At 63.9% G+C, this 16,831-nt stretch carries 18 protein-coding genes, 1 other RNA gene and 2 pseudogenes; 9 read left to right on the forward strand and 12 right to left on the reverse strand.

Annotation, left to right across the window (positions count from 1 at the left end):
• The first annotated feature begins 125 nt into the window (after nt 1–125).
• Complete coding sequence (locus EJ077_RS11490; RefSeq protein ID WP_208702054.1) at nt 126–4,163, forward strand: AsmA-like C-terminal region-containing protein; 4,038 nt, start codon at nt 126–128, stop codon at nt 4,161–4,163.
• 32 nt (nt 4,164–4,195) lie between these two features.
• On the opposite strand, the gene EJ077_RS11495 is transcribed toward EJ077_RS11490, so the two are convergent.
• From EJ077_RS11495 to EJ077_RS11505, 3 genes are all read right to left on the reverse strand, one after another.
• Complete coding sequence (locus EJ077_RS11495; protein WP_208702056.1) at nt 4,196–5,077, reverse strand: sigma-70 family RNA polymerase sigma factor; 882 nt, start codon at nt 5,075–5,077, stop codon at nt 4,196–4,198.
• A gap of 23 nt (nt 5,078–5,100) precedes the next feature.
• The gene (locus EJ077_RS11500) at nt 5,101–5,415 is read right to left on the reverse strand and encodes a hypothetical protein (protein ID WP_208702058.1); all 315 of its coding nucleotides are present in this window, start codon (nt 5,413–5,415) and stop codon (nt 5,101–5,103) included.
• 105 nt (nt 5,416–5,520) lie between these two features.
• Nucleotides 5,521–5,919: a MarR family winged helix-turn-helix transcriptional regulator gene (locus EJ077_RS11505; RefSeq protein WP_208702974.1), complete on the reverse strand. Its 399-nt coding sequence runs from the start codon at nt 5,917–5,919 to the stop codon at nt 5,521–5,523.
• Between EJ077_RS11505 and EJ077_RS11510 the strand changes: the two genes are divergently transcribed.
• The gene (locus EJ077_RS11510; RefSeq protein ID WP_208702060.1) at nt 5,918–6,064 is read left to right on the forward strand and encodes a hypothetical protein; all 147 of its coding nucleotides are present in this window, start codon (nt 5,918–5,920) and stop codon (nt 6,062–6,064) included. The genes EJ077_RS11505 and EJ077_RS11510 overlap by 2 nt on opposite strands.
• Here EJ077_RS11510 and EJ077_RS11515 read toward each other — a convergent pair.
• The 4 genes from EJ077_RS11515 to EJ077_RS11530 form a co-directional block, all read right to left on the reverse strand.
• Complete coding sequence (locus EJ077_RS11515; protein WP_135881886.1) at nt 6,061–6,288, reverse strand: ribbon-helix-helix domain-containing protein; 228 nt, start codon at nt 6,286–6,288, stop codon at nt 6,061–6,063. The genes EJ077_RS11510 and EJ077_RS11515 overlap by 4 nt on opposite strands.
• Complete coding sequence (locus EJ077_RS11520) at nt 6,285–6,494, reverse strand: DUF4169 family protein (RefSeq protein WP_208702062.1); 210 nt, start codon at nt 6,492–6,494, stop codon at nt 6,285–6,287. The genes EJ077_RS11515 and EJ077_RS11520 overlap by 4 nt, the downstream gene beginning before the upstream one ends.
• 16 nt (nt 6,495–6,510) lie before the next feature.
• On the reverse strand, nt 6,511–7,044 hold the full coding sequence (locus EJ077_RS11525; protein WP_135866469.1) for an SspB family protein: 534 nt from the start codon (nt 7,042–7,044) through the stop codon (nt 6,511–6,513).
• A gap of 146 nt (nt 7,045–7,190) precedes the next feature.
• Complete coding sequence (locus tag EJ077_RS11530) at nt 7,191–7,880, reverse strand: TetR/AcrR family transcriptional regulator (RefSeq protein ID WP_208702064.1); 690 nt, start codon at nt 7,878–7,880, stop codon at nt 7,191–7,193.
• 186 nt (nt 7,881–8,066) lie between these two features.
• Between EJ077_RS11530 and EJ077_RS11535 the strand changes: the two genes are divergently transcribed.
• Nucleotides 8,067–9,272: a multidrug effflux MFS transporter gene (locus tag EJ077_RS11535; RefSeq protein ID WP_208702066.1), complete on the forward strand. Its 1,206-nt coding sequence runs from the start codon at nt 8,067–8,069 to the stop codon at nt 9,270–9,272.
• Between the two features lie 145 nt (nt 9,273–9,417).
• On the opposite strand, the gene EJ077_RS11540 is transcribed toward EJ077_RS11535, so the two are convergent.
• The 3 genes and pseudogenes from EJ077_RS11540 to ssrA form a co-directional block, all read right to left on the reverse strand.
• Complete coding sequence (locus tag EJ077_RS11540; RefSeq protein WP_127871650.1) at nt 9,418–9,855, reverse strand: VOC family protein; 438 nt, start codon at nt 9,853–9,855, stop codon at nt 9,418–9,420.
• Nucleotides 9,856–9,945: 90 nt separating this feature from the next.
• Nucleotides 9,946–10,502, reverse strand: a pseudogene (locus EJ077_RS11545) (AAA family ATPase).
• A gap of 107 nt (nt 10,503–10,609) precedes the next feature.
• Nucleotides 10,610–10,970: a transfer-messenger RNA gene (gene ssrA, locus EJ077_RS11550) on the reverse strand.
• A gap of 168 nt (nt 10,971–11,138) precedes the next feature.
• Here ssrA and EJ077_RS11555 point away from each other — a divergent pair.
• Both EJ077_RS11555 and EJ077_RS11560 read left to right on the forward strand, forming a co-directional pair.
• Nucleotides 11,139–11,450, forward strand: a complete 312-nt coding sequence (locus tag EJ077_RS11555) for a DUF2853 family protein (protein WP_127281000.1) — start codon at nt 11,139–11,141, stop codon at nt 11,448–11,450.
• A 178-nt stretch (nt 11,451–11,628) separates the two neighbouring features.
• Complete coding sequence (locus EJ077_RS11560; RefSeq protein ID WP_208702068.1) at nt 11,629–12,423, forward strand: thymidylate synthase; 795 nt, start codon at nt 11,629–11,631, stop codon at nt 12,421–12,423.
• 11 nt (nt 12,424–12,434) lie between these two features.
• On the opposite strand, the pseudogene EJ077_RS11565 reads toward EJ077_RS11560, so the two are convergent.
• Nucleotides 12,435–12,578 (reverse strand): annotated as a pseudogene (locus EJ077_RS11565) (molybdopterin-binding protein); the annotation flags it as partial.
• Between the two features lie 144 nt (nt 12,579–12,722).
• On the opposite strand from EJ077_RS11565, the gene modA reads away from it, so the two are divergent.
• The 4 genes from modA (at nt 12,723) to EJ077_RS11585 (ending at nt 15,773) form a co-directional block, all read left to right on the forward strand.
• Nucleotides 12,723–13,517, forward strand: coding sequence for a molybdate ABC transporter substrate-binding protein (gene modA / locus EJ077_RS11570; protein ID WP_208702070.1), 795 nt, complete (start codon nt 12,723–12,725; stop codon nt 13,515–13,517).
• 26 nt (nt 13,518–13,543) lie between these two features.
• On the forward strand, nt 13,544–14,248 hold the full coding sequence (gene modB, locus EJ077_RS11575) for a molybdate ABC transporter permease subunit (RefSeq protein ID WP_208702072.1): 705 nt from the start codon (nt 13,544–13,546) through the stop codon (nt 14,246–14,248).
• Entirely contained in the window at nt 14,245–15,357 is a 1,113-nt protein-coding gene (modC, locus tag EJ077_RS11580; protein ID WP_208702074.1) for a molybdenum ABC transporter ATP-binding protein, read from the forward strand. The genes modB and modC overlap by 4 nt, the downstream gene beginning before the upstream one ends.
• 74 nt (nt 15,358–15,431) lie before the next feature.
• Nucleotides 15,432–15,773, forward strand: coding sequence for a winged helix-turn-helix domain-containing protein (locus EJ077_RS11585; RefSeq protein WP_127279684.1), 342 nt, complete (start codon nt 15,432–15,434; stop codon nt 15,771–15,773).
• 111 nt (nt 15,774–15,884) lie between these two features.
• Here the strand turns inward: EJ077_RS11585 and cobF are convergent, their stop codons facing one another.
• Nucleotides 15,885–16,649 carry a precorrin-6A synthase (deacetylating) gene (gene cobF / locus EJ077_RS11590; RefSeq protein ID WP_208702076.1) on the reverse strand — a complete coding sequence of 255 codons (765 nt, stop codon included), beginning with the start codon at nt 16,647–16,649 and terminating at the stop codon, nt 15,885–15,887.
• Nucleotides 16,650–16,831 lie beyond the last annotated feature (182 nt).

The raw sequence follows: 16,831 nt of genomic DNA on the forward strand, positions 1-16,831 counted from the left end.
CTCCGCTTTTTCCAGGATTTGTTTCAGATCGTCCGGCAGGACGCAACACGGGATGATTTGCCTCTTTATCGACACGCGGATGCGGGTAGAGTGCGGCAGAATTTCAATCAACCTGTTCGGAGCTGATGCTCGCACGCTTGTTCGTGATCTTCGGTGGCTTGTTCGTGCTGGTGCTGTGCGCGGCGCTGGTGGTGCCGTATTTTGTCGACTGGACCGGCTACCGCGCCGAGTTCGAGCGCGAGGCAAGCGCCATCCTTGGCCGCAAGGTGACCGTGCAGGGCGACGCCACGGCGAGGCTGTTGCCGTTTCCCTCGGTGACCTTTTCCAACGTCGCCGTCGCCGGCGGCCCCAACGGCCAGCCGGCCATGACCGTAGAGACGTTTTCGATGGATGCGGAACTCGCGCCCTTCCTGCGCGGCGAAGTGCTGATTTTCGACATGCGGCTGGTGCGGCCGAAGGCAATCATAGATATCGCCGCCAATGGTACCGTCGACTGGGCGATGCGCCCGTCTTCGCCCTTCGATCCCGGACAGGTCTCGATCGAGAAACTGACGGTGACGGAAGGGCAGATCGAACTGCGCCATGCCGCCGGCGGCCGCAGCCACATCTTCTCCGAGATCAACTCGACCATTTCGGCCAAATCGCTGGCCGGTCCGTGGCGCATGGACGGCACGTTGCGTCTCGACGGCTTGCGCACCACGGTCGCGGCCTCGACCGGCAAGGCCGAACCTTCCGGGCAGTTGCGGCTTCGGCTGAAGGCGGACCCCGATGCCTATCCGCTGGTCATCGAGACCGACGGCAATGCGGGCATCGTCAACGGTGCGGCCGTCTATTCCGGCCAGTTCAAGATTTCGGGCGCCGACAAGAATTCAGCCGAGCTGCGCGGCACGGATGGCGAGACGGTCAAGGTCAGCGCCGGCAAGCCCGATCCGGGCTTTCGGCTGAACGGCAAGTTCTCGCTCGATCACCAGAAGCTTGGCGTCGACGAATTCCGTTTCGAGACCGGGCCGCTGGACAATCCCTATACCGCCGACGGCAAGGCCTCGGTCGATCTCGGTCAGAAACCGAGCTTCGCCATCGAGGCCAATGGCGCGCAGGTGCAGTTCGACGAGGCGGTGGGTGCGCCGGCCGGCGCGGGCCTGACGCTGGACCAGCGTATCGCGGGGCTGGAACAGGCGCTGCTCGATCTGCCGAAGCCGACCATTCCCGGCACGGTCGAGGTCAAGCTGCCGGCGGTGGTGGCCGGCGACACGACGGTGCGCGATGTTCACCTTTCCGCCGAGCCGGTCGATGACGGTTGGTCGGTGAAATCGCTCGCCGCGACCTTGCCGGGCCGCACCAAGCTGGAAGCCGATGGCAAGGTCATGCTCAACGTGGAGGGCCATTTCGGCTTCACCGGCTCGTTGCTGCTGGCGGTGGCGCAACCTTCGGGTTTTGCGGCGTGGCTGTCGAAGGATGTCGACGAGGCGATCCGCCGTCTGCCTGCCGCCGGTTTCAAAGCCAAGGTCGATCTCTCGCAAAACCATCAATCCTTCAGCGATCTCGAATTGATCCTGGGCAAGGCGAAGTTTTCCGGCCGCATCGATTCCAGCCAGCCCGACGACGCAAAGCCCTCGGTGCTGATGCGGCTCGAGGGCGGCGAACTCGATGTGGACGGGCTGGCGGCCTTCGCCTCGATCTTCGTCAGCGACAAGGGCGCCAACCGCTTTGCCAGCAGCGACCTCGATTTCCAGATCAAGGCCGGGCCGGTCAGCGCCGGCGGCCTGACCGCCGACACGGTCGATACCGCACTCAGGCTGCGGGACGGGCTGCTCGAAATCGACCGGCTGTCGGTTGGCGGGCTGGCCGGCGCCTCGATCAGCGCCACCGGCCGGATCAAGGATTTTCCGGCGAGCCCGACCGGCAAGCTCGACGCCTCGGTGGTCGCTGTCGACCTGAAACCACTGATCGACGTCGCCGCGCAGCATTATCCTGATAATGCCGTGCTGAAGGGGCTCGCGGGCCGCGCCGCCGCTTATCCCGACCTGTTCCAGGATGCGCGCATCGACCTCGTGGCCAGTGCCGCCGACAATGGCGACGGCTCCACGGGCCTGGCGATGAGCGGGCAAGGCAAGGCCGGCGGCTCGGCGTTTTCGGCGTCGCTGTCGGGGAAGGGCGCGGTGGACAAGCTTGCCGACGCGCCGTTGACACTGACTTTCAATGCCAGGAACCCGGACGCAACCGCCTTGCTGGCGCTCTACGGCCTGCCGGCGCTGCCGCTCGGCATGCTGGGCGAGGCTAGAACCGATATCCAGGCCAAGGGCACGTTCGGCGGCGGCCTGACGACGAGCTTCAGCCTTGCCGGCAACGACTTCAAGGCCGGCTTCGAGGGAACGGTCGCCGACACGCCGCAAGGTCCGACGGCGAAGGGCAAGGTCACCCTCGACGCCTCCGACATCGAGCCATGGCTGATGACGACGGGCATCGGCCTGCCCGGCATGGGAGCCGGCATGTCGACATCGCTGGCCGCGCAGGCCGATTATGGCAACGGCCTGCTGGTGCTCTCCGGGCTCAGCGGCGCCATCAACGAGGCGGCCGTGTCCGGCGACATCAACCTCGATGTGAAGCAGAGCGTGGACGGCAAGGACGGCGTGCCGCATCTGGCCGGCGCGCTGGCACTCGACGAACTCGACCTTGATCCGATGGCGGTGGCGCTGTTCGGCGATTCCGCTTTTCTCGCGGACAAGAACGGGGCCGACAAAAGTGACAAAAGCGGTGCGTGGCCGTCGGCGCCGTTCAGCCAGAAGTCCAGCCTGCCGTTCACCGCCGATCTCGACCTGACCACGGCTTCGCTGGCCGCCGGCCCGCTCGCCACCGCCTATGACGCGGCCTTCTCGCTCAAGCTCGACCCGGACGGCATTCGAGTGGCCGATCTCAAGGCCAAATCCCTCGGCGGGGCGCTGACCGGCCTGTTCGAGTTGAAGAACAATGAGGGCACGGGACTTTTCACCGGACAGATGAAACTCGCGGGTGCCGATCTGGCAAGCGTCTTGCCGGACGCGGGCATCGGCGGCACCGGCGATTTCTCGACGACGCTGTCGACCAGCGGCAAATCCGTCGACGCGATGATCGCCGCCCTGTCTGGTTCCGGCACGGCGGCGCTGAAGGGTTTGCAAATCGCCGGCGTCAATCCCGATGCCTTCGGCGCATTCCTCGCCAAGGCGGATGCGATCGGCCGCGATATCGACGCTGCCAAGACCGCCGGCTTCGCGCCTGACATCGCCGCCGACGGCAGCTTCGCCGCAAAGGACGCCCAGATCGCCTTCACGATTGCCGGCGGCACGCTCAGGGCGCCGCCGATCAGCCTCGAAAATCCGGCGGCGACCTTGTCGGCCGACATCACGGCCGACCTCAATGCCAGCACGGTTTCGGCCAAGGGCGCGGTCACCTATCGGCCCGGCGACGAAGCGCTGGTCGGCTCCGAGCCGGCCGTGAATTTCACCGCCGAGGGGCCGTTCGGCGCCGTGAAACGGCAGTTCGACAGCGAGCCGCTGGCGCAGTTCCTGACCCAGCGCGCGCTGGAAAAAGAACAGCAGCGCGTCGAGGCGATGCAGGCCGCGCTGCTCGAGAAACAGCGGCTGCGGCGCGAGGTGCGCTACTACGCGGCACTTCAGGATGCCCGCGACAAGGCCGCTGAGGAACTGCGCCAACAGGAGGAAGCGGCGCGCCTGAAAGCGGAGGCCGACGCCAAGGCGAAAGCGGAAGCCGACGCTCAGGCCCAGGCTGAAGCGGATGCCAAGGCAAAGGCCGAAGCGGATGCGAAAGCCAAGGCCGAAGCGGAAGCGAAAGCCAAGGCGGACGCGGACGCGAAAGCCAAGGCCGAAGCGGAAGCGAAAGCCAAGGCGGACGCGGACGCGAAAGCCAAGGCCGATGCGGAGGCCAAGGCGGCGGCGGAACAGCAGGCAGCCGACGAAGCGGCCAAGGCGCAGGCCGAGCAGGAGCGCCAGAAGGCGGAGGAGGCAATGCGCATTGCCTCCCAGGAAAAAGCCAGGCTCGAAGCCGAGCGCAAGGCGGCGCAACAGGCGCCCAAGGCCGAACAGTCGCCCGCCAACGACAATCCGCCTCCGGCCAAGCCGAAAGCCAATCCATTCACGGTCGACAATCTGTTGAAGTCGCTGGAGTAGGGAGTTCCGGTCCCTTGCCCCGAGGTCTCGCCTCAAAGAACAAATGTTTCGGCGCCGTCAGCGATGTATCTGGCGTGGCGGAAATCGCGGATAGCGGCAAGCTTGCCGCCCTGCCAACCCAGCAGGATGAAGTATGCCGGCGCTGCCGTCGGGTCGTTGGGATCGCGCACGAGGATTGCCGGACGGCCTTCGACGAAACCAGGCTGGAAATGCCAGTCCCGCACCCGGGAATAATTGCCGAAATAGGTTGCCACCTCCTTGGGGCCGCTGAGCCTTGCCCTGGCCACCAGTTCCAAGCGTACTTCATCGGCCAGCATGTCCCGCACGGCGTCGAAATCGCGGGCGTTGAAGCGATCGACATAGGCGTCGAGCAACAGGCGCTCCGATTCACTCAGCCTGGGAACAGGACGATCGTCCTGTTCGTCGGCCATCTCACGCAACCGGCCTCGGCCGCGATGCAGCGCGGCCTTGACCGCGGGGATGCTGGTGTCGAGCGTGGTGCTGATCTCCCGCAGCGAATAGCCCAGAACATCCATCATGATGACGCTGCTTCGCTGCGCGACGGGAAGGCGCATGAAACTGTGCAATCCGGCTGCCGCGGCCTGCCGTTCGGCGATCGAATTTGCCGGGTCGGCGATCATGTCCGGCTCCTCCTCGTAGAACGTCTTCTCACGGGCGCGGCGGCGCAAAAAGTCGAGCGCCGTATTGTGCGCGATGCGAAACAGCCAGCCTTCGGGATTGGCGATCAGGCCGGCGTTGGGCAAGGCCTCGAATGCCTTGGCCAGCGCCTCTTGCAAGACATCCTCGCCATCGAAGACCGAGCCTGTCATGCGGGCGCAATAGCGATGCAGTTTGGGGCGCAATTCGCCGAACAAGCGGTCGAAAGACCCTGGGATCTCGCCTGGACTGTTCATGCACCGGCCGTTCTTGACATGTTCTATTCAGGTTGCTCGTCCAACATCCGATAATGGCCCACCACTGTCATCACGTCACGATGCGGGGGGTCGATGCAGCGATCCCTGATGCCGTTTTGGAAGGCCTCGAAAGCGGCAAGCCGGGGGATGATGTCGGCATGCTCGTCGGTTTCGATCTCGACGAGATGGACGAAAGTGCCGTCGCCGGAGCGCCAGGTCATGTACCGAACGCCTTCCGGCGATTTGCCGCGCAGTTCCTCGAACACAGCCTTGACCAGGCGCTCGTTCTCGTCCGCCCGGTCCGGCTTCGTTTTGTAGCGTATCAAATGATGTTTCATCGCATCGGCTCCCTTGGCTGTCGTCTGTCCAAGACGCCGCGGCCAGGCCAAAGGATTCGGATTTCGAAAAAATAGTTCGATATAGGCCCGCGCAGCCGCCGGGTGTCAGTCCTGGCCCCGGTCGAGCAGGCGCCGCAGCATGGGTTCGATGCGCGAGAGCTCGTCGAGATGCGCGGCAGAGAGCTCGGCCAGGCAATCGTCGGCGCGTTCGGTCAGCCGCAACAGCACGCGGCGGTGGTCGTCCTTATCCTGGTCGCGTGTGACCAGTCCTGCCTCACCGAGGCGGTTGACCAGTTCGACGGCGCTGTGGTGGCGGATGCGCAGGCGTTCCGCGAGGTCGCCGACCGTCACTGGCCCGCCGCCCGGATATCCCTTGATCGCCAGCAGCGCCTGATGCTGGCGCGGGGTCAGGCCGGCGTCCTCGGCCTGCACCTGGCTGAATTCGAGGAAGCGGCGGATCAGATAGCGGAATTCCGACAGCCGCTGGTAGTCGGATTGCCTGATGGCGGGGCGTGGGGTCTTGACCGTGCCGCAAAAACCAGACGGTCATCTCAGGCATTTCACCAGGGATGCCCGAGTGCCGCTCGTCGCCGCGATAGCGGTGGTGGTGGCGACCGCCGGGCTGTTGGAGCGCACGACTTCTTCTTAAATCTCGCCGCCGCCGCGCTTCGCCCACTCCAGGACATGCAGCCTGAGCGCGGAGGACAGGTTGGTGTCGCGGGGCCGCGTTTCGTCGACTTCGGCGACAAGGGCGGCGAGCGTCAGCTTCCTTGCCGCCGCCATCGCGACGAGATCGTCATGGAAAGGCTTTTCGAGGGAATAGCTGGTGCGATGGCCGCGTATGGTCACCGAGCGTTTTTCGACGGGGCTCATTGACCGTCACTGGGATCGCCCGGTTCGCCCGGTTTTTCGCGGTGATGACCCGCGACAAACCTTTCGCTCTTGTCGGCGATGAGGCGGTCGCGTTGCTTTTCGGCCTTGGTGCGGCCGTGCAAGGCGCGATTCTGGCTGGCCGCCCGTTCCTTGTCGGCCCGCGCCTTCTGTTTGCGGAGCTGACGAAGGTTGACGATGTCGGCCATGGCGGGAGCCGCGAGCCTATTTCTTGCGGAAGGCGTCGAGCGAGACCACTTCGGCGCCTTTGGTGCCGGCATCGGCGGCGGGCTTCTTCTCCGCTTCGGCGGCGGCCTTCTTCTCGGCCTTCGGCTTCTTCTCGGAGACGATGGCCAGCGGCTCGGGCGCCGGTGCGGCCGGTTCCTCGTCGGGCTGCGCATCGGTCTTGACGTCGAACTCGAGTTCGAAATTGACCGAGGGATCGTAGAAGCCGCGCACCGCCGAGAACGGGATCTCGAGTTTCTCCGGCACGTCGGAGAAGGAGAGCCCAACCTCGAATCCTGTGTCGGTGACCTTCAGGTCCCAATACTGGAACTGGATGACGATGGTCATCTGCTCGGGATAGCGCTCGCGCAGGCGCGACGAGACGCGCACACCCGGCGCACCGGTCAGGAAGGTGATGAAGAAATGATGGTTGCCGGGGAGGCCGGTGCGCGCGACCTCGGCCAGGACCTTGCGCATGACGCCGCGCAACGCCTCCTGGGCCAGAATGTCGTAGCGGATGTGGTCGTCGGCCATGAGTTGGTCGGGTTCCGTTGAATCGTCCGCATAGCTGTAATCAAGCTTGAGGGCGGCGTAAACCTGATATAGACCGCCGCCGCGCCGAAGCGAGGACTATTGCCAACGATTTGATCGGCAAGGCGGCTTCGCGGCAACCGCAAATGTTATGCGTTAGCCAGCGCAGTGTGTTTTTTCACGCCGGTCAGGGAAGGGCGCTTGCCGAAAGCGCGCAGGAAAGTGCGCACGCCGTTTGTCGCCGATTGCACCACCTCGTCCTCGCGCGGCGTGCCGCCGAGCATGAAGGTAGTCTGCAATTCGGCATTGACGAGGCCGAGGAACTGGCGCGCCGCCACGTCGGGATCCTCGATCGCGAGATGGCCGCCATAGGCGAGGCGGGCGAAGCGGGCGGCGATTGCCGGCCATGTCCGGCCGGGTCCCTGTTCGCGCCATTCGGCAAACAGTTCGGGATAGCGTTCGCCCTCGGTCTGGATCAGCTTGCGCAGGAATTTTCCGTCACGGTTGCAGATACAATTCTGGTTCAGGCGCACGGCAAAACCGATCAGATCGGCTTCAAGGTCGCCGGGCTGATCGGGGAAGGTGGCGATGGTGGCGAAGATGCCGGCGTTGCAGCGCTCGGTCAGGTCGCGCACCACGGCGATGAACAGCTTTTCCTTGTCGCGATGGTGGTTGTAGACAGTCTGGCGTGAGACGCCGGCCTCTGCCGCGATCAAGTCGATATTGGCGCCGGCGAAACCCTCGCGACAAAACACGCCGGCAGCGGCGTCGACTATCGACATGCGCTTGGCCTCATGGCCGCGTGGCGGGAAAGTGTCAGGAGAAACGCCCGGTCTCATGAAAATCTATATAGAGGTGATTGACGATTTGGACAAGAGTGTCTAAATTTGTGGACACGATATAAGGGGATTTCACTCCAGAGGGATGAATAAATTCGCTCTGGGAGTAGGAACTCCACGGGATGGAACGTCCTGGGGTCAGACGTCGCCTGGCGGCGGCAACCAGATTCGAAAGAAGCCAATATCATGAGTCCCAAATTCCTCCGCATCGCGGTCGTGCTCGGCCTGTTGTCCGCCATCGGCCCGTTCGCCATCGACATGTATCTGCCCGCGCTGCCGTCGATCGGCACCGATCTTCATGCCGGCACCGCCGCCGTGCAGATGAGCCTTTTGATCTTCTTCCTGTCGATGGGGTTCGGGCAGATCGTCGTCGGGCCGATCTCCGACATGGTCGGCCGCAAGCTGCCGCTCTATGGCGGCCTGGCGCTATTCATGGCCGGCGGCATCGGCTCGGCAATGGCGCCGACCATCGAGTGGCTGATCGCCTTCCGCTTCCTGCAGGGGCTTGGCGCCAGTGCCGGCATGGCCATTCCGCGCGCCATCGTGCGCGACCTGCACACCGGCAACGAGGCGGCCAAGCTGATGTCGCTGCTGATGCTGGTGTTCTCGGTGTCGCCGATCCTGGCTCCGCTGACCGGCAGCCAGATCATCGAGAATTTCGGCTGGCGCGCCGTGTTCTGGACGGTGACCGGCGCGGCGGTGCTTGCCACCATCCTGCTCGCGACCTCGCTCAAGGAGACGCGGCCGGCGGAAGAGCGCGTCGGGTCCTCCTTCGGTACCGCGCTTGCCGGCTACCGTTTCCTGATGGGCGACCGTAATTTCCTTGGCCTGGTGGCAATCGCCGGCTTCGGCATTGCGAGCTTCTTTGTCTATCTGTCGAGTTCGTCCTTCATCCTGATCGACCATTACGGGCTGTCGCCTTCGGTCTACAGCCTGTTCTTCTCGATCAACGCGGTTGCCTTCATCGGCATGTCGCAGCTGACGGGCCTGCTTTCGGAACGGTTCGGGCTGAAGCGCGTGGTGTGGGTGGCGGTGACCGGCTATGCCACGACGATGGTGGCGCTGTTCGCCATCATGGCGACCGGGGTCGACCGGCTCGATGTGATGGCGGCCCTGCTGTTCGTCGGCTACGGCTTCCTCGGGCTTGTCATCCCGACCACCTCGGTGCTGGCCATGGAAGAGCATGGCGAGATCGCCGGCACGGCGTCGGCGCTGATGGGCACGCTGCATTTTGCCATCGGCGCGCTCGCCATGGGCGTTGCCGGTGTGTTCTTCGACGGCACGCCGCTGCCGATGGTCGCCGGCATCACGCTCTGCGCGGTGATATCGTTCGCACTGGCGAAGGTCACGCTTGGCCGTTCGCGGCAAGCCGTCGAAGCGCCGGCGGAATAGACAATCCTCTGTGAACCAGGAAAGGCCGGGTCGATCCCGGCCTTTTTAATGTCGAAGGCCGCGCACGCGACGAGCTGCGGTCGTTAATCCGGCGCAAACCCGGCGTTGCCCGGGGCTCACTACTGCTCTCTGGCGGCTGACGCGCTCAACTGAGTTCCTGGGCGAGGCCGATGAGAAGCCCTTCAGGCCCACGAATGTAGCAGAGCCGATACACGTCCTTGTAGTCGACCACTTCGCCCACGAGCTGTGCGCCGCGCGTGCGGAGCCTTTCAAGCGTATCGTCGATATCGTCCACGGTGAACATGACGCGGAGGTAGCCCAGCGCATTGACCGGGGCTTTCCGGTGGTCCGCGACGACAGGCGGCGTGAGGAAGCGGGAGAGCTCCAGCCGGCTGTGGCCGTCCGGTGTGCGCATCATGGCAATCTCGACATGCTGATCGCCCAGCCCGGTGACACGCCCGGCCCATTCTCCTTCGATCGTGGCCCGCCCTTCGAACTCGAGGCCGAGTTCGCGAAAGAAATCGATCGCCCCTCCGAGATCCTCGACGACGATTCCTACATTGTCCATTCGCTTGAGCGCCATGTTTCCAACCTCAAAGATGCCGGTTCAATCTACAAGGCGTTGCCTGGTTCCGACAGGGCGCGCATGAAGGGCCGGACCGGACCGGCCGCTCTATGTCAGCGGCAATCCGGCAGCGTCGAGGAGGAAGCGCATGCGCTCCTCGACTGACGCAAGCGGCAAGGTCACCAATTCGTAGCCGAGGTCCGCATAGACGCCTGCCACTGATTGATAAGTGCGCTCGGCCTCGTCGAGCGTTTGCTTGCGTTCTTCGTCCTGGGTGAAGATTTCCGGCCATGCGGGGCGACGAAGACGCGACGCGCATAGCGGAATTCCATGGCGGCGCTGGTGAGGTGACCCGGTACCGGCAGGCCGCAGAGTCTGAGATAGCCGATCGTGTCCGGCACGCCGCGGTCAAAGAAGACCGGCCCTGCCAACTCGGCGGCCGCACGATACGAGCGCATCTCCCAAGACAGCATCAGTTCGGCGAACAATGCGCGATCGCTCCAGGGCAGGGCGGTTCCGCCAATGGCGGATTGGTCGCGGATGATGCCGCGTCCGGCCTCCACAGATGTCGCAAAGCCCGCCTGCCGCAAGGCTTCGATCAAGGTGGTCTTGCCGGAGCCCGGGCCGCCGGTCAGCACGAAAAATCGATCGGCATCGTTTTGCATTTTTGTCCATGGAAAAAGGGCACGCGACGCAGCGGCTTCGCGGCCTGGGGAACGTGCGAAGTCTTGACGGCAGGAGCCGTTGTGCGTGACGCAAATTGAAGGGGAGAAGTGGAGGTTTCTGTTGCCAGGTACCTCCGAACCCCGCCTAGAAGTGCGAACCCCTAGGGCTTGATTTGAAGCTATCGCACTGCATTAAGCAGCGAGACGTGCTTCCGCATAGTTGTCGTTGGCAACTATAAGTTTAGCCCGATGACGGTGGTACAATGCCGGGCAAAAGTACGATCTTTACACCTTCGTCGATCCTATTTCGCCCCCAGCAAAAACCGCCCTATCGTCAACAGCGGCTTTTGGTGGAGGCGCCGGGTACCGCCCCCGGGTCCGAACGGCTTATTTCATCGCCCATTTATCGCCATAGTCGGTCAAGCCGACAAAACGAATATAGGGCGCGTTTGGCGGAAATGAAAGGCCGCAATGATGCTTTGTCCCTGTGTCAAATCGCGACGCCGAGGGTTGACTTGGGCGCGGTCTCAACCGAAGCTTTGCGAGCGGTGAGGAGTTAGCGATCTAGCGCACAAGTTGCGAAGCGCGCCACAGCCCTCATCGATCGGATCCGTGGCGCCGACGAGGGGAATTTTGATGGCCGACTATCTTGCGGATGTGAAGAAGTATGACGCCGCGGCAAACGCCGATGCGGTCGAAAAGATCGTCAAGCATCTGGGCATTGCGCTGAGGAATCGCGACTCCTCGCTGGTATCCTGCACGGACCCGAAGGAATTGGGGCGGGTCAAGGAGAGCTGGGTGGCCAAGAAGCTCGGCGTCACCGACGGGGCGAAGGCCGACGCCGCGATCGAGAAGACCTGCAAGGCGATGCACGCCGACAACACCAAGAACCGCGTGACCTTCTACTATCTGGTGGCCAAGGATCTGGGCAAGCTCGGCTCCCTCTAAGACCTTTTGGTCACTCCATTCGGGCGGCCGGCTTGCGATTTTCCGCGCTTCCGGTTCGCCCGAGCGCGCGTTGAACGAATATCCGGTCTCCGCTTGGGTTGGGAAAGAACTTCAGACAAGCGTGGCGCCCGCGCCCACATGCGCTATGATGGAGAAATCTCGAATCGGGCCGGAACCCATGCGCCAGTATCTCGACCTCTTGCAGCATGTGCTGGAAAACGGCGCCGATCGCGGCGACCGCACCGGGACCGGCACACGCTCCGTCTTCGGTTACCAGATGCGCTTCGATCTGGCGCGCGGCTTTCCCCTCACCACCACCAAGAAGCTGCACCTGAAGTCGATCATCCATGAACTCCTGTGGTTCCTGGCCGGCGACACCAACATCAAGTACCTGACCGACCACGGCGTTTCGATCTGGGACGAATGGGCCGACGAGAATGGCGATCTCGGTCCGGTCTACGGCAAGCAGTGGCGGTCCTGGCCGGACGGCCATGGCGGCTCGATCGACCAGATCGCCAATCTTCTCAAGGAGATCCGCCGCAATCCTCAATCGCGGCGACTGATCGTCTCAGCCTGGAATCCCGCCGAGGTGGAAGCCATGGCGCTGCCGCCTTGCCACTGCCTGTTCCAGTTCTACGTGTCCGAGGGCCGGCTTTCCTGCCAGCTCTACCAGCGCTCCGCCGACATCTTCCTCGGCGTGCCGTTCAACATCGCGTCCTACGCACTGCTGACGCTCATGGTGGCGCAGGTGACCGGGCTGAAGCCGGGCGATTTCGTCCACACGCTCGGCGACGCGCATCTCTACTCGAACCATTTCGAGCAGGCGCGCGAACAGTTGCAGCGCACGCCGAGGGCGCTGCCGACGATGTGGATCAATCCGGACGTGAAGGACCTGTTCGCCTTCCGCTTCGAGGATTTCCGGCTGGAGAACTATGCCGCCGATGCGTCGATCAAGGCGCCCATCGCGGTCTGAGCCGCGGCTTTTCAGTCGATGCCGACCATCACGTCCGAGGCCTTGACCACGGCATACGCCTGCTTGCCCTTTTCGAGCTTGAGATCGGCGACGGCTTCGTTGGTGATCGAGGCGCTGACGATGGCGCCGCCGCCGATGTCGATGCGGACGGGTGTCTCCTTTTCCGCTTCCGGACGGTCTTAGCAGAACAATCGAACCCGGACAGATGCTTTCGGGGCGTGCCGGGTCTTCCCTTGTTATATTCATGTGGATATATCGGTGGCGGACATCGAGCCGATCGGATTTTCAGGGAGAGTTTCATGACGGGCAGGAGTGTTGGATTGAAGGCGATTGCCATTGGCGGTTTCGCAGGGGCGCTGATGGCCATGGCACCGGCGGCGCATGCCGAAGACAAGGTGGTGGTGTTTGCCGCGGCCAGCCTCAAGGACGCGCTCGACGGCGTCAACAAGGCCTGCGAGGCCGATGTCGGTGAGGCCGCGACGATCTCCTATGCCGCGAGTTCGGCATTGGCCAAGCAGATCGAAAGCGGGGCACCGGCCGACGTCTTCATCTCGGCCGATCTCGACTGGATGAAATATCTCTCCGACAAGAAGCTGACCAAGCCCGATACCGAAGTGAAGTTGCTCGGCAACCAGATCGTGCTGGTGGCGCCGAAGGATTCGACGGTCGAGGCCAAGATCGAAAAGGGTTTCGACCTCGCCAAAATTGTCGGCGACGGCAAGCTCGCCATGGGCGACTTCAAGGCCGTACCGGCCGGCAAATACGGCAAGGCGGCGCTTGAATCGCTCGGCGTCTGGTCCTCGGTCGAGGGCAAGGTGGCGCAGGCCGAGAATGTCCGTGCGGCGCTCAAGCTGGTTTCGACCGGCGAGGCGGCCCTCGGTATCGTCTATGCCACCGACGCGCACGCCGAAAAGGGCGTAAAGGTGGTCGGCACCTTCCCGGAGGATTCACATCCGCCGATCATCTATCCGGTTGCCCAGACCGCCGATTCGAAGGACAAGGATACGACGGCCTTCCTGAAGTGCATGCAATCCGCCAAGGCCGGCGCGCTGTTCAGGGAACAGGGCTTCACCGTGCTCACGCCGAGCAACTGAGTTCGAAAAGGCCCCGATACCGCACGATGAACTGGCTGCTGGACCTCACTCCCGACGAATGGAATGCGGTCTGGCTGTCCATGAAGGTGGCGACGGTCGCGATGCTCGCGAGTTTGCCGCCGGGCATAGCGATCGCGCTGCTGCTTGCCCGGGGGAAATTCTGGGGCAAGACACTGTTCAACGGGCTGGTGCATCTGCCGCTGATCCTGCCACCCGTGGTGACCGGCTATCTCTTGCTTTTGACTTTCGGCAGGCGCGGCCCGGCCGGCGCATTCCTGGCCGAACATTTCGGCATCGTCTTCTCGTTTCGCTGGACGGGTGCCGCCCTTGCCTGCGGCGTCATGGGCTTTCCCCTGATGGTGCGGGCGATCCGCCTGTCGATCGAGGCGGTGGACCGCAAGATGGAGGCGGCCGCGGGGACGCTCGGCGCCAACCCCGTGTGGGTGTTCGGCACCATCACGCTGCCGCTGATCCTGCCCGGGCTGATCGCCGGCGCCATCCTGTCCTTCGCCAAGGCGATGGGCGAGTTCGGCGCGACGATCACCTTTGTCTCCAACATTCCTGGCGAGACACAGACGCTGCCGTCGGCGATCTACACCTTTACCCAGGTGCCGGGGGGCGATGAAGGGGCGCTGCGGCTGACGCTGATTTCCATCGTCATCTCGATGGCGGCACTGGTCGCCTCGGAAGTGCTGGCGCGGCGCGTCGGGCGGCGGATGGACATCGAATGAGCGTCCTTGTCGACATCAGCCACCGGCTTGGCGATTTCGCCATCGATGCCCGCTTCGAGAGCGCCGGGCGGCTGACGGCGCTGTTCGGGCCATCGGGCTCCGGCAAGACGACGCTGATCAACATGATTGCCGGGCTGATCCGGCCGGACAAGGGGCGCATCGAGATCGACGGCCGCGTGCTGGTCGACATCGGTGCCGGCATTTTCGTGCCAAGGCATAAGCGCCGTATCGGCATGGTGTTCCAGGATGCACGACTGTTTCCGCATATGAGCGTGATGAGCAATCTGCGCTACGGCCGTTGGTTCACGCCGGCGGCGGAACGCTACGCGGATATGGACAGTGTCGTCGAACTGCTCGGCATCGGCCCGCTGCTCGGGCGGCGACCGGCAAAGCTCTCGGGCGGCGAGAAACAGCGCGTGGCGATCGGCCGGGCGCTGCTTGCCAGCCCGAGGCTGCTGCTCATGGACGAGCCGCTGGCCTCGCTCGACGAAGCGCGCAAGGCCGAGATCCTGCCCTATATCGAGCGGCTGCGCGACGAAACGAAGATCCCGATCGTCTATGTCAGCCATTCGGTCGCCGAGGTGGCGCGGCTGGCCAGCGACGTGGTGATGCTGGCGCGGGGCAAGGTCACCGCCAGCGGTCAGACCGAGGCCGTCATGCAAAGGCTTGACCTGTTGCCGGCCGAAGAGCGCGGCGAGGGCGGCGCGGTGCTGGACACGAAGGTGCTGCGTCACGACGAGACTTTCGGGATGACCGTGCTCGGCTCGGCCGCCGGCGAGATCCGCGTGCCGCGCCTTGAAATGAAGCCCGGGGCTTCCGTGCGGATCCGCATTCGCGCTCGCGACGTGATGATCTCCACGGAGAAACCGACGGGCCTCAGCGCGCTCAACATCCTGCCCGGCACGATTGTCGCGATCAGCCCGGGTGAGGGGCCGACGGTCGAAGTCGGCATCGACTGCAATGGCGCAACGGTGCTGGCCCGCATCACCGAACAGTCGCGGCAGGCGCTGAAGCTGCGGCTCGGCGGCAAGGTTTTCGCGGTGGTCAAGACCGTGAGCTTCGACCGGGCGAACACCGGCGCCGGCTTGCCGCTCGAGGTCGACGGCTGACAGGGGCGGCGATCGCCGCTATATTGTTTTGGAATAACGGTCGCTGAAGCTGAAGCGATCGCGGAGGAGCAAAAATGCCGTCGCTGAGCTTGCGGATAAATCTCGATCCGGATGGACGGATCGGTCCTGGCAAGATCGAGCTTCTGGAGCACATCGCCACGTTCGGTTCGATCTCGGCCGCCGCGCGCGGCATGGAGATGTCCTACAAACACGCCTGGGATCTGGTCGAGGACATGAACCGGGTGTTCGGCAAGCCGCTGGTCTCGGCGCAGACCGGAGGCCGCAAGGGCGGCGGCGCGCAGCTGACGACGGTCGGCCTGGCGGTGGTCAGCCGCTTTCGCGCCATCGAGCGCGCGGCGTCCGCCGCGGCGGCGACGCATATGGATGCGCTGCAGGCGGAGATTGAAGCGGGGTAGGAGAGTTAAGGAATAGGGAATAGGGAATAGGGCACCCAGTCCAATTTCTGGCCGGCAGAGATCTTCCTTCCGAATCATACCCAACGCGTGTCTGGTATTCTTCCCTGCTGCCTATTCTTCCGGCTTACGCAGCAAATACGTGTCCATGATCCAGCCCTTTTCCCTACGCGCTTCGTCGCGGCGCTTTTCGATCTCCGCGCCGACATCACCGAGGCGGCCGGAGATGATGATCTCGTCCGGTGTGCCGAGATAGGCGCCCCATTGGATGAAGAGGTCCTGGTCGGCCAGCGTGTTGAAGGCGCATTTGCCGTCGAGCATGACGACGGCGCTGCCGGCATTGTCCGGCATGCCTTGCTCGGTCAGGCGGCGGCCGGTGGTGATCAGCACGGGATCGCCGATGCGGTTCAGTGCCGTTTTGTGACTGGCGGCTAGCGCCTGGATGGCTGTTATGCCGGGGATGACTTCGAGTTCGAAAGCGACATTGCCCCGCAGGCGTACGCGCTCGAGGATGCGCAATGCGCTGTCGTAAAGCGAGGGATCACCCCAGATCAGGAAGGCGCCGCAGCCATCCCCGGCGATCTCGTCGCGGATCAGTGCCTCGTAGATGACGGCGATCGCCTCGTGCCAGTCGTCGACGGTCGAGCGATAGGAAGACGTTGGTTCGGCGCGCACCGGCACGTCGAACTCGACCCGGCGTGAGGTCGGGTTGGTGACGAACCGGTCGCAGATGCCGCGCCGCAGGTCGGCGAGGTCTGTCTTGTCGGCGCCCTTGTCGGGAATAAACAGGACGTCCGCCCGGTTCAGGCCCGATATGGCCTGAACCGTCATGTGGTCGGGATTGCCGGCGCCGATGCCGATGACGAGAAGCTTGCGCATGGCGCGAACTCCTGCCCGATCGGAACCTGTTAGTCCAGACCGCATGCGTGTCCAGACCGCATGCGTGTCCAGACCGCGTGCGTGTCCAGACCGCATGCGTGTCCAGGCCGGTCACGCACGCCCAGGACGCGGAAGGGCTTTGAAACGCCAGACTGAAACCGCTAGGGTCATTAAGGCATTCT

Origin of the sequence: Mesorhizobium sp. M8A.F.Ca.ET.057.01.1.1 (assembly GCF_003952565.1) — a bacterium.
Lineage (GTDB): Bacteria > Pseudomonadota > Alphaproteobacteria > Rhizobiales > Rhizobiaceae > Mesorhizobium.

Excerpts from the sequence above, each read along its gene's own strand:
- EJ077_RS11490 (WP_208702054.1), top strand. The coding sequence starts at position 126 with ATGCTCGCACGCTTGTTCGTGATCTTCGGTGGCTTGTTCGTGCTGGTG.
- EJ077_RS11495 (WP_208702056.1), bottom strand. The coding sequence starts at position 5,077 with ATGAACAGTCCAGGCGAGATCCCAGGGTCTTTCGACCGCTTGTTCGGC.
- EJ077_RS11500 (WP_208702058.1), bottom strand. The coding sequence starts at position 5,415 with ATGAAACATCATTTGATACGCTACAAAACGAAGCCGGACCGGGCGGAC.
- EJ077_RS11510 (WP_208702060.1), top strand. The coding sequence starts at position 5,918 with ATGGCGGGGCGTGGGGTCTTGACCGTGCCGCAAAAACCAGACGGTCAT.
- EJ077_RS11515 (WP_135881886.1), bottom strand. The coding sequence starts at position 6,288 with ATGAGCCCCGTCGAAAAACGCTCGGTGACCATACGCGGCCATCGCACC.
- EJ077_RS11520 (WP_208702062.1), bottom strand. The coding sequence starts at position 6,494 with ATGGCCGACATCGTCAACCTTCGTCAGCTCCGCAAACAGAAGGCGCGG.
- EJ077_RS11525 (WP_135866469.1), bottom strand. The coding sequence starts at position 7,044 with ATGGCCGACGACCACATCCGCTACGACATTCTGGCCCAGGAGGCGTTG.
- EJ077_RS11530 (WP_208702064.1), bottom strand. The coding sequence starts at position 7,880 with ATGAGACCGGGCGTTTCTCCTGACACTTTCCCGCCACGCGGCCATGAG.
- EJ077_RS11535 (WP_208702066.1), top strand. The coding sequence starts at position 8,067 with ATGAGTCCCAAATTCCTCCGCATCGCGGTCGTGCTCGGCCTGTTGTCC.
- EJ077_RS11540 (WP_127871650.1), bottom strand. The coding sequence starts at position 9,855 with ATGGCGCTCAAGCGAATGGACAATGTAGGAATCGTCGTCGAGGATCTC.
- EJ077_RS11555 (WP_127281000.1), top strand. The coding sequence starts at position 11,139 with ATGGCCGACTATCTTGCGGATGTGAAGAAGTATGACGCCGCGGCAAAC.
- EJ077_RS11560 (WP_208702068.1), top strand. The coding sequence starts at position 11,629 with ATGCGCCAGTATCTCGACCTCTTGCAGCATGTGCTGGAAAACGGCGCC.
- modA (WP_208702070.1), top strand. The coding sequence starts at position 12,723 with ATGACGGGCAGGAGTGTTGGATTGAAGGCGATTGCCATTGGCGGTTTC.
- modB (WP_208702072.1), top strand. The coding sequence starts at position 13,544 with ATGAACTGGCTGCTGGACCTCACTCCCGACGAATGGAATGCGGTCTGG.
- modC (WP_208702074.1), top strand. The coding sequence starts at position 14,245 with ATGAGCGTCCTTGTCGACATCAGCCACCGGCTTGGCGATTTCGCCATC.
- EJ077_RS11585 (WP_127279684.1), top strand. The coding sequence starts at position 15,432 with ATGCCGTCGCTGAGCTTGCGGATAAATCTCGATCCGGATGGACGGATC.
- cobF (WP_208702076.1), bottom strand. The coding sequence starts at position 16,649 with ATGCGCAAGCTTCTCGTCATCGGCATCGGCGCCGGCAATCCCGACCAC.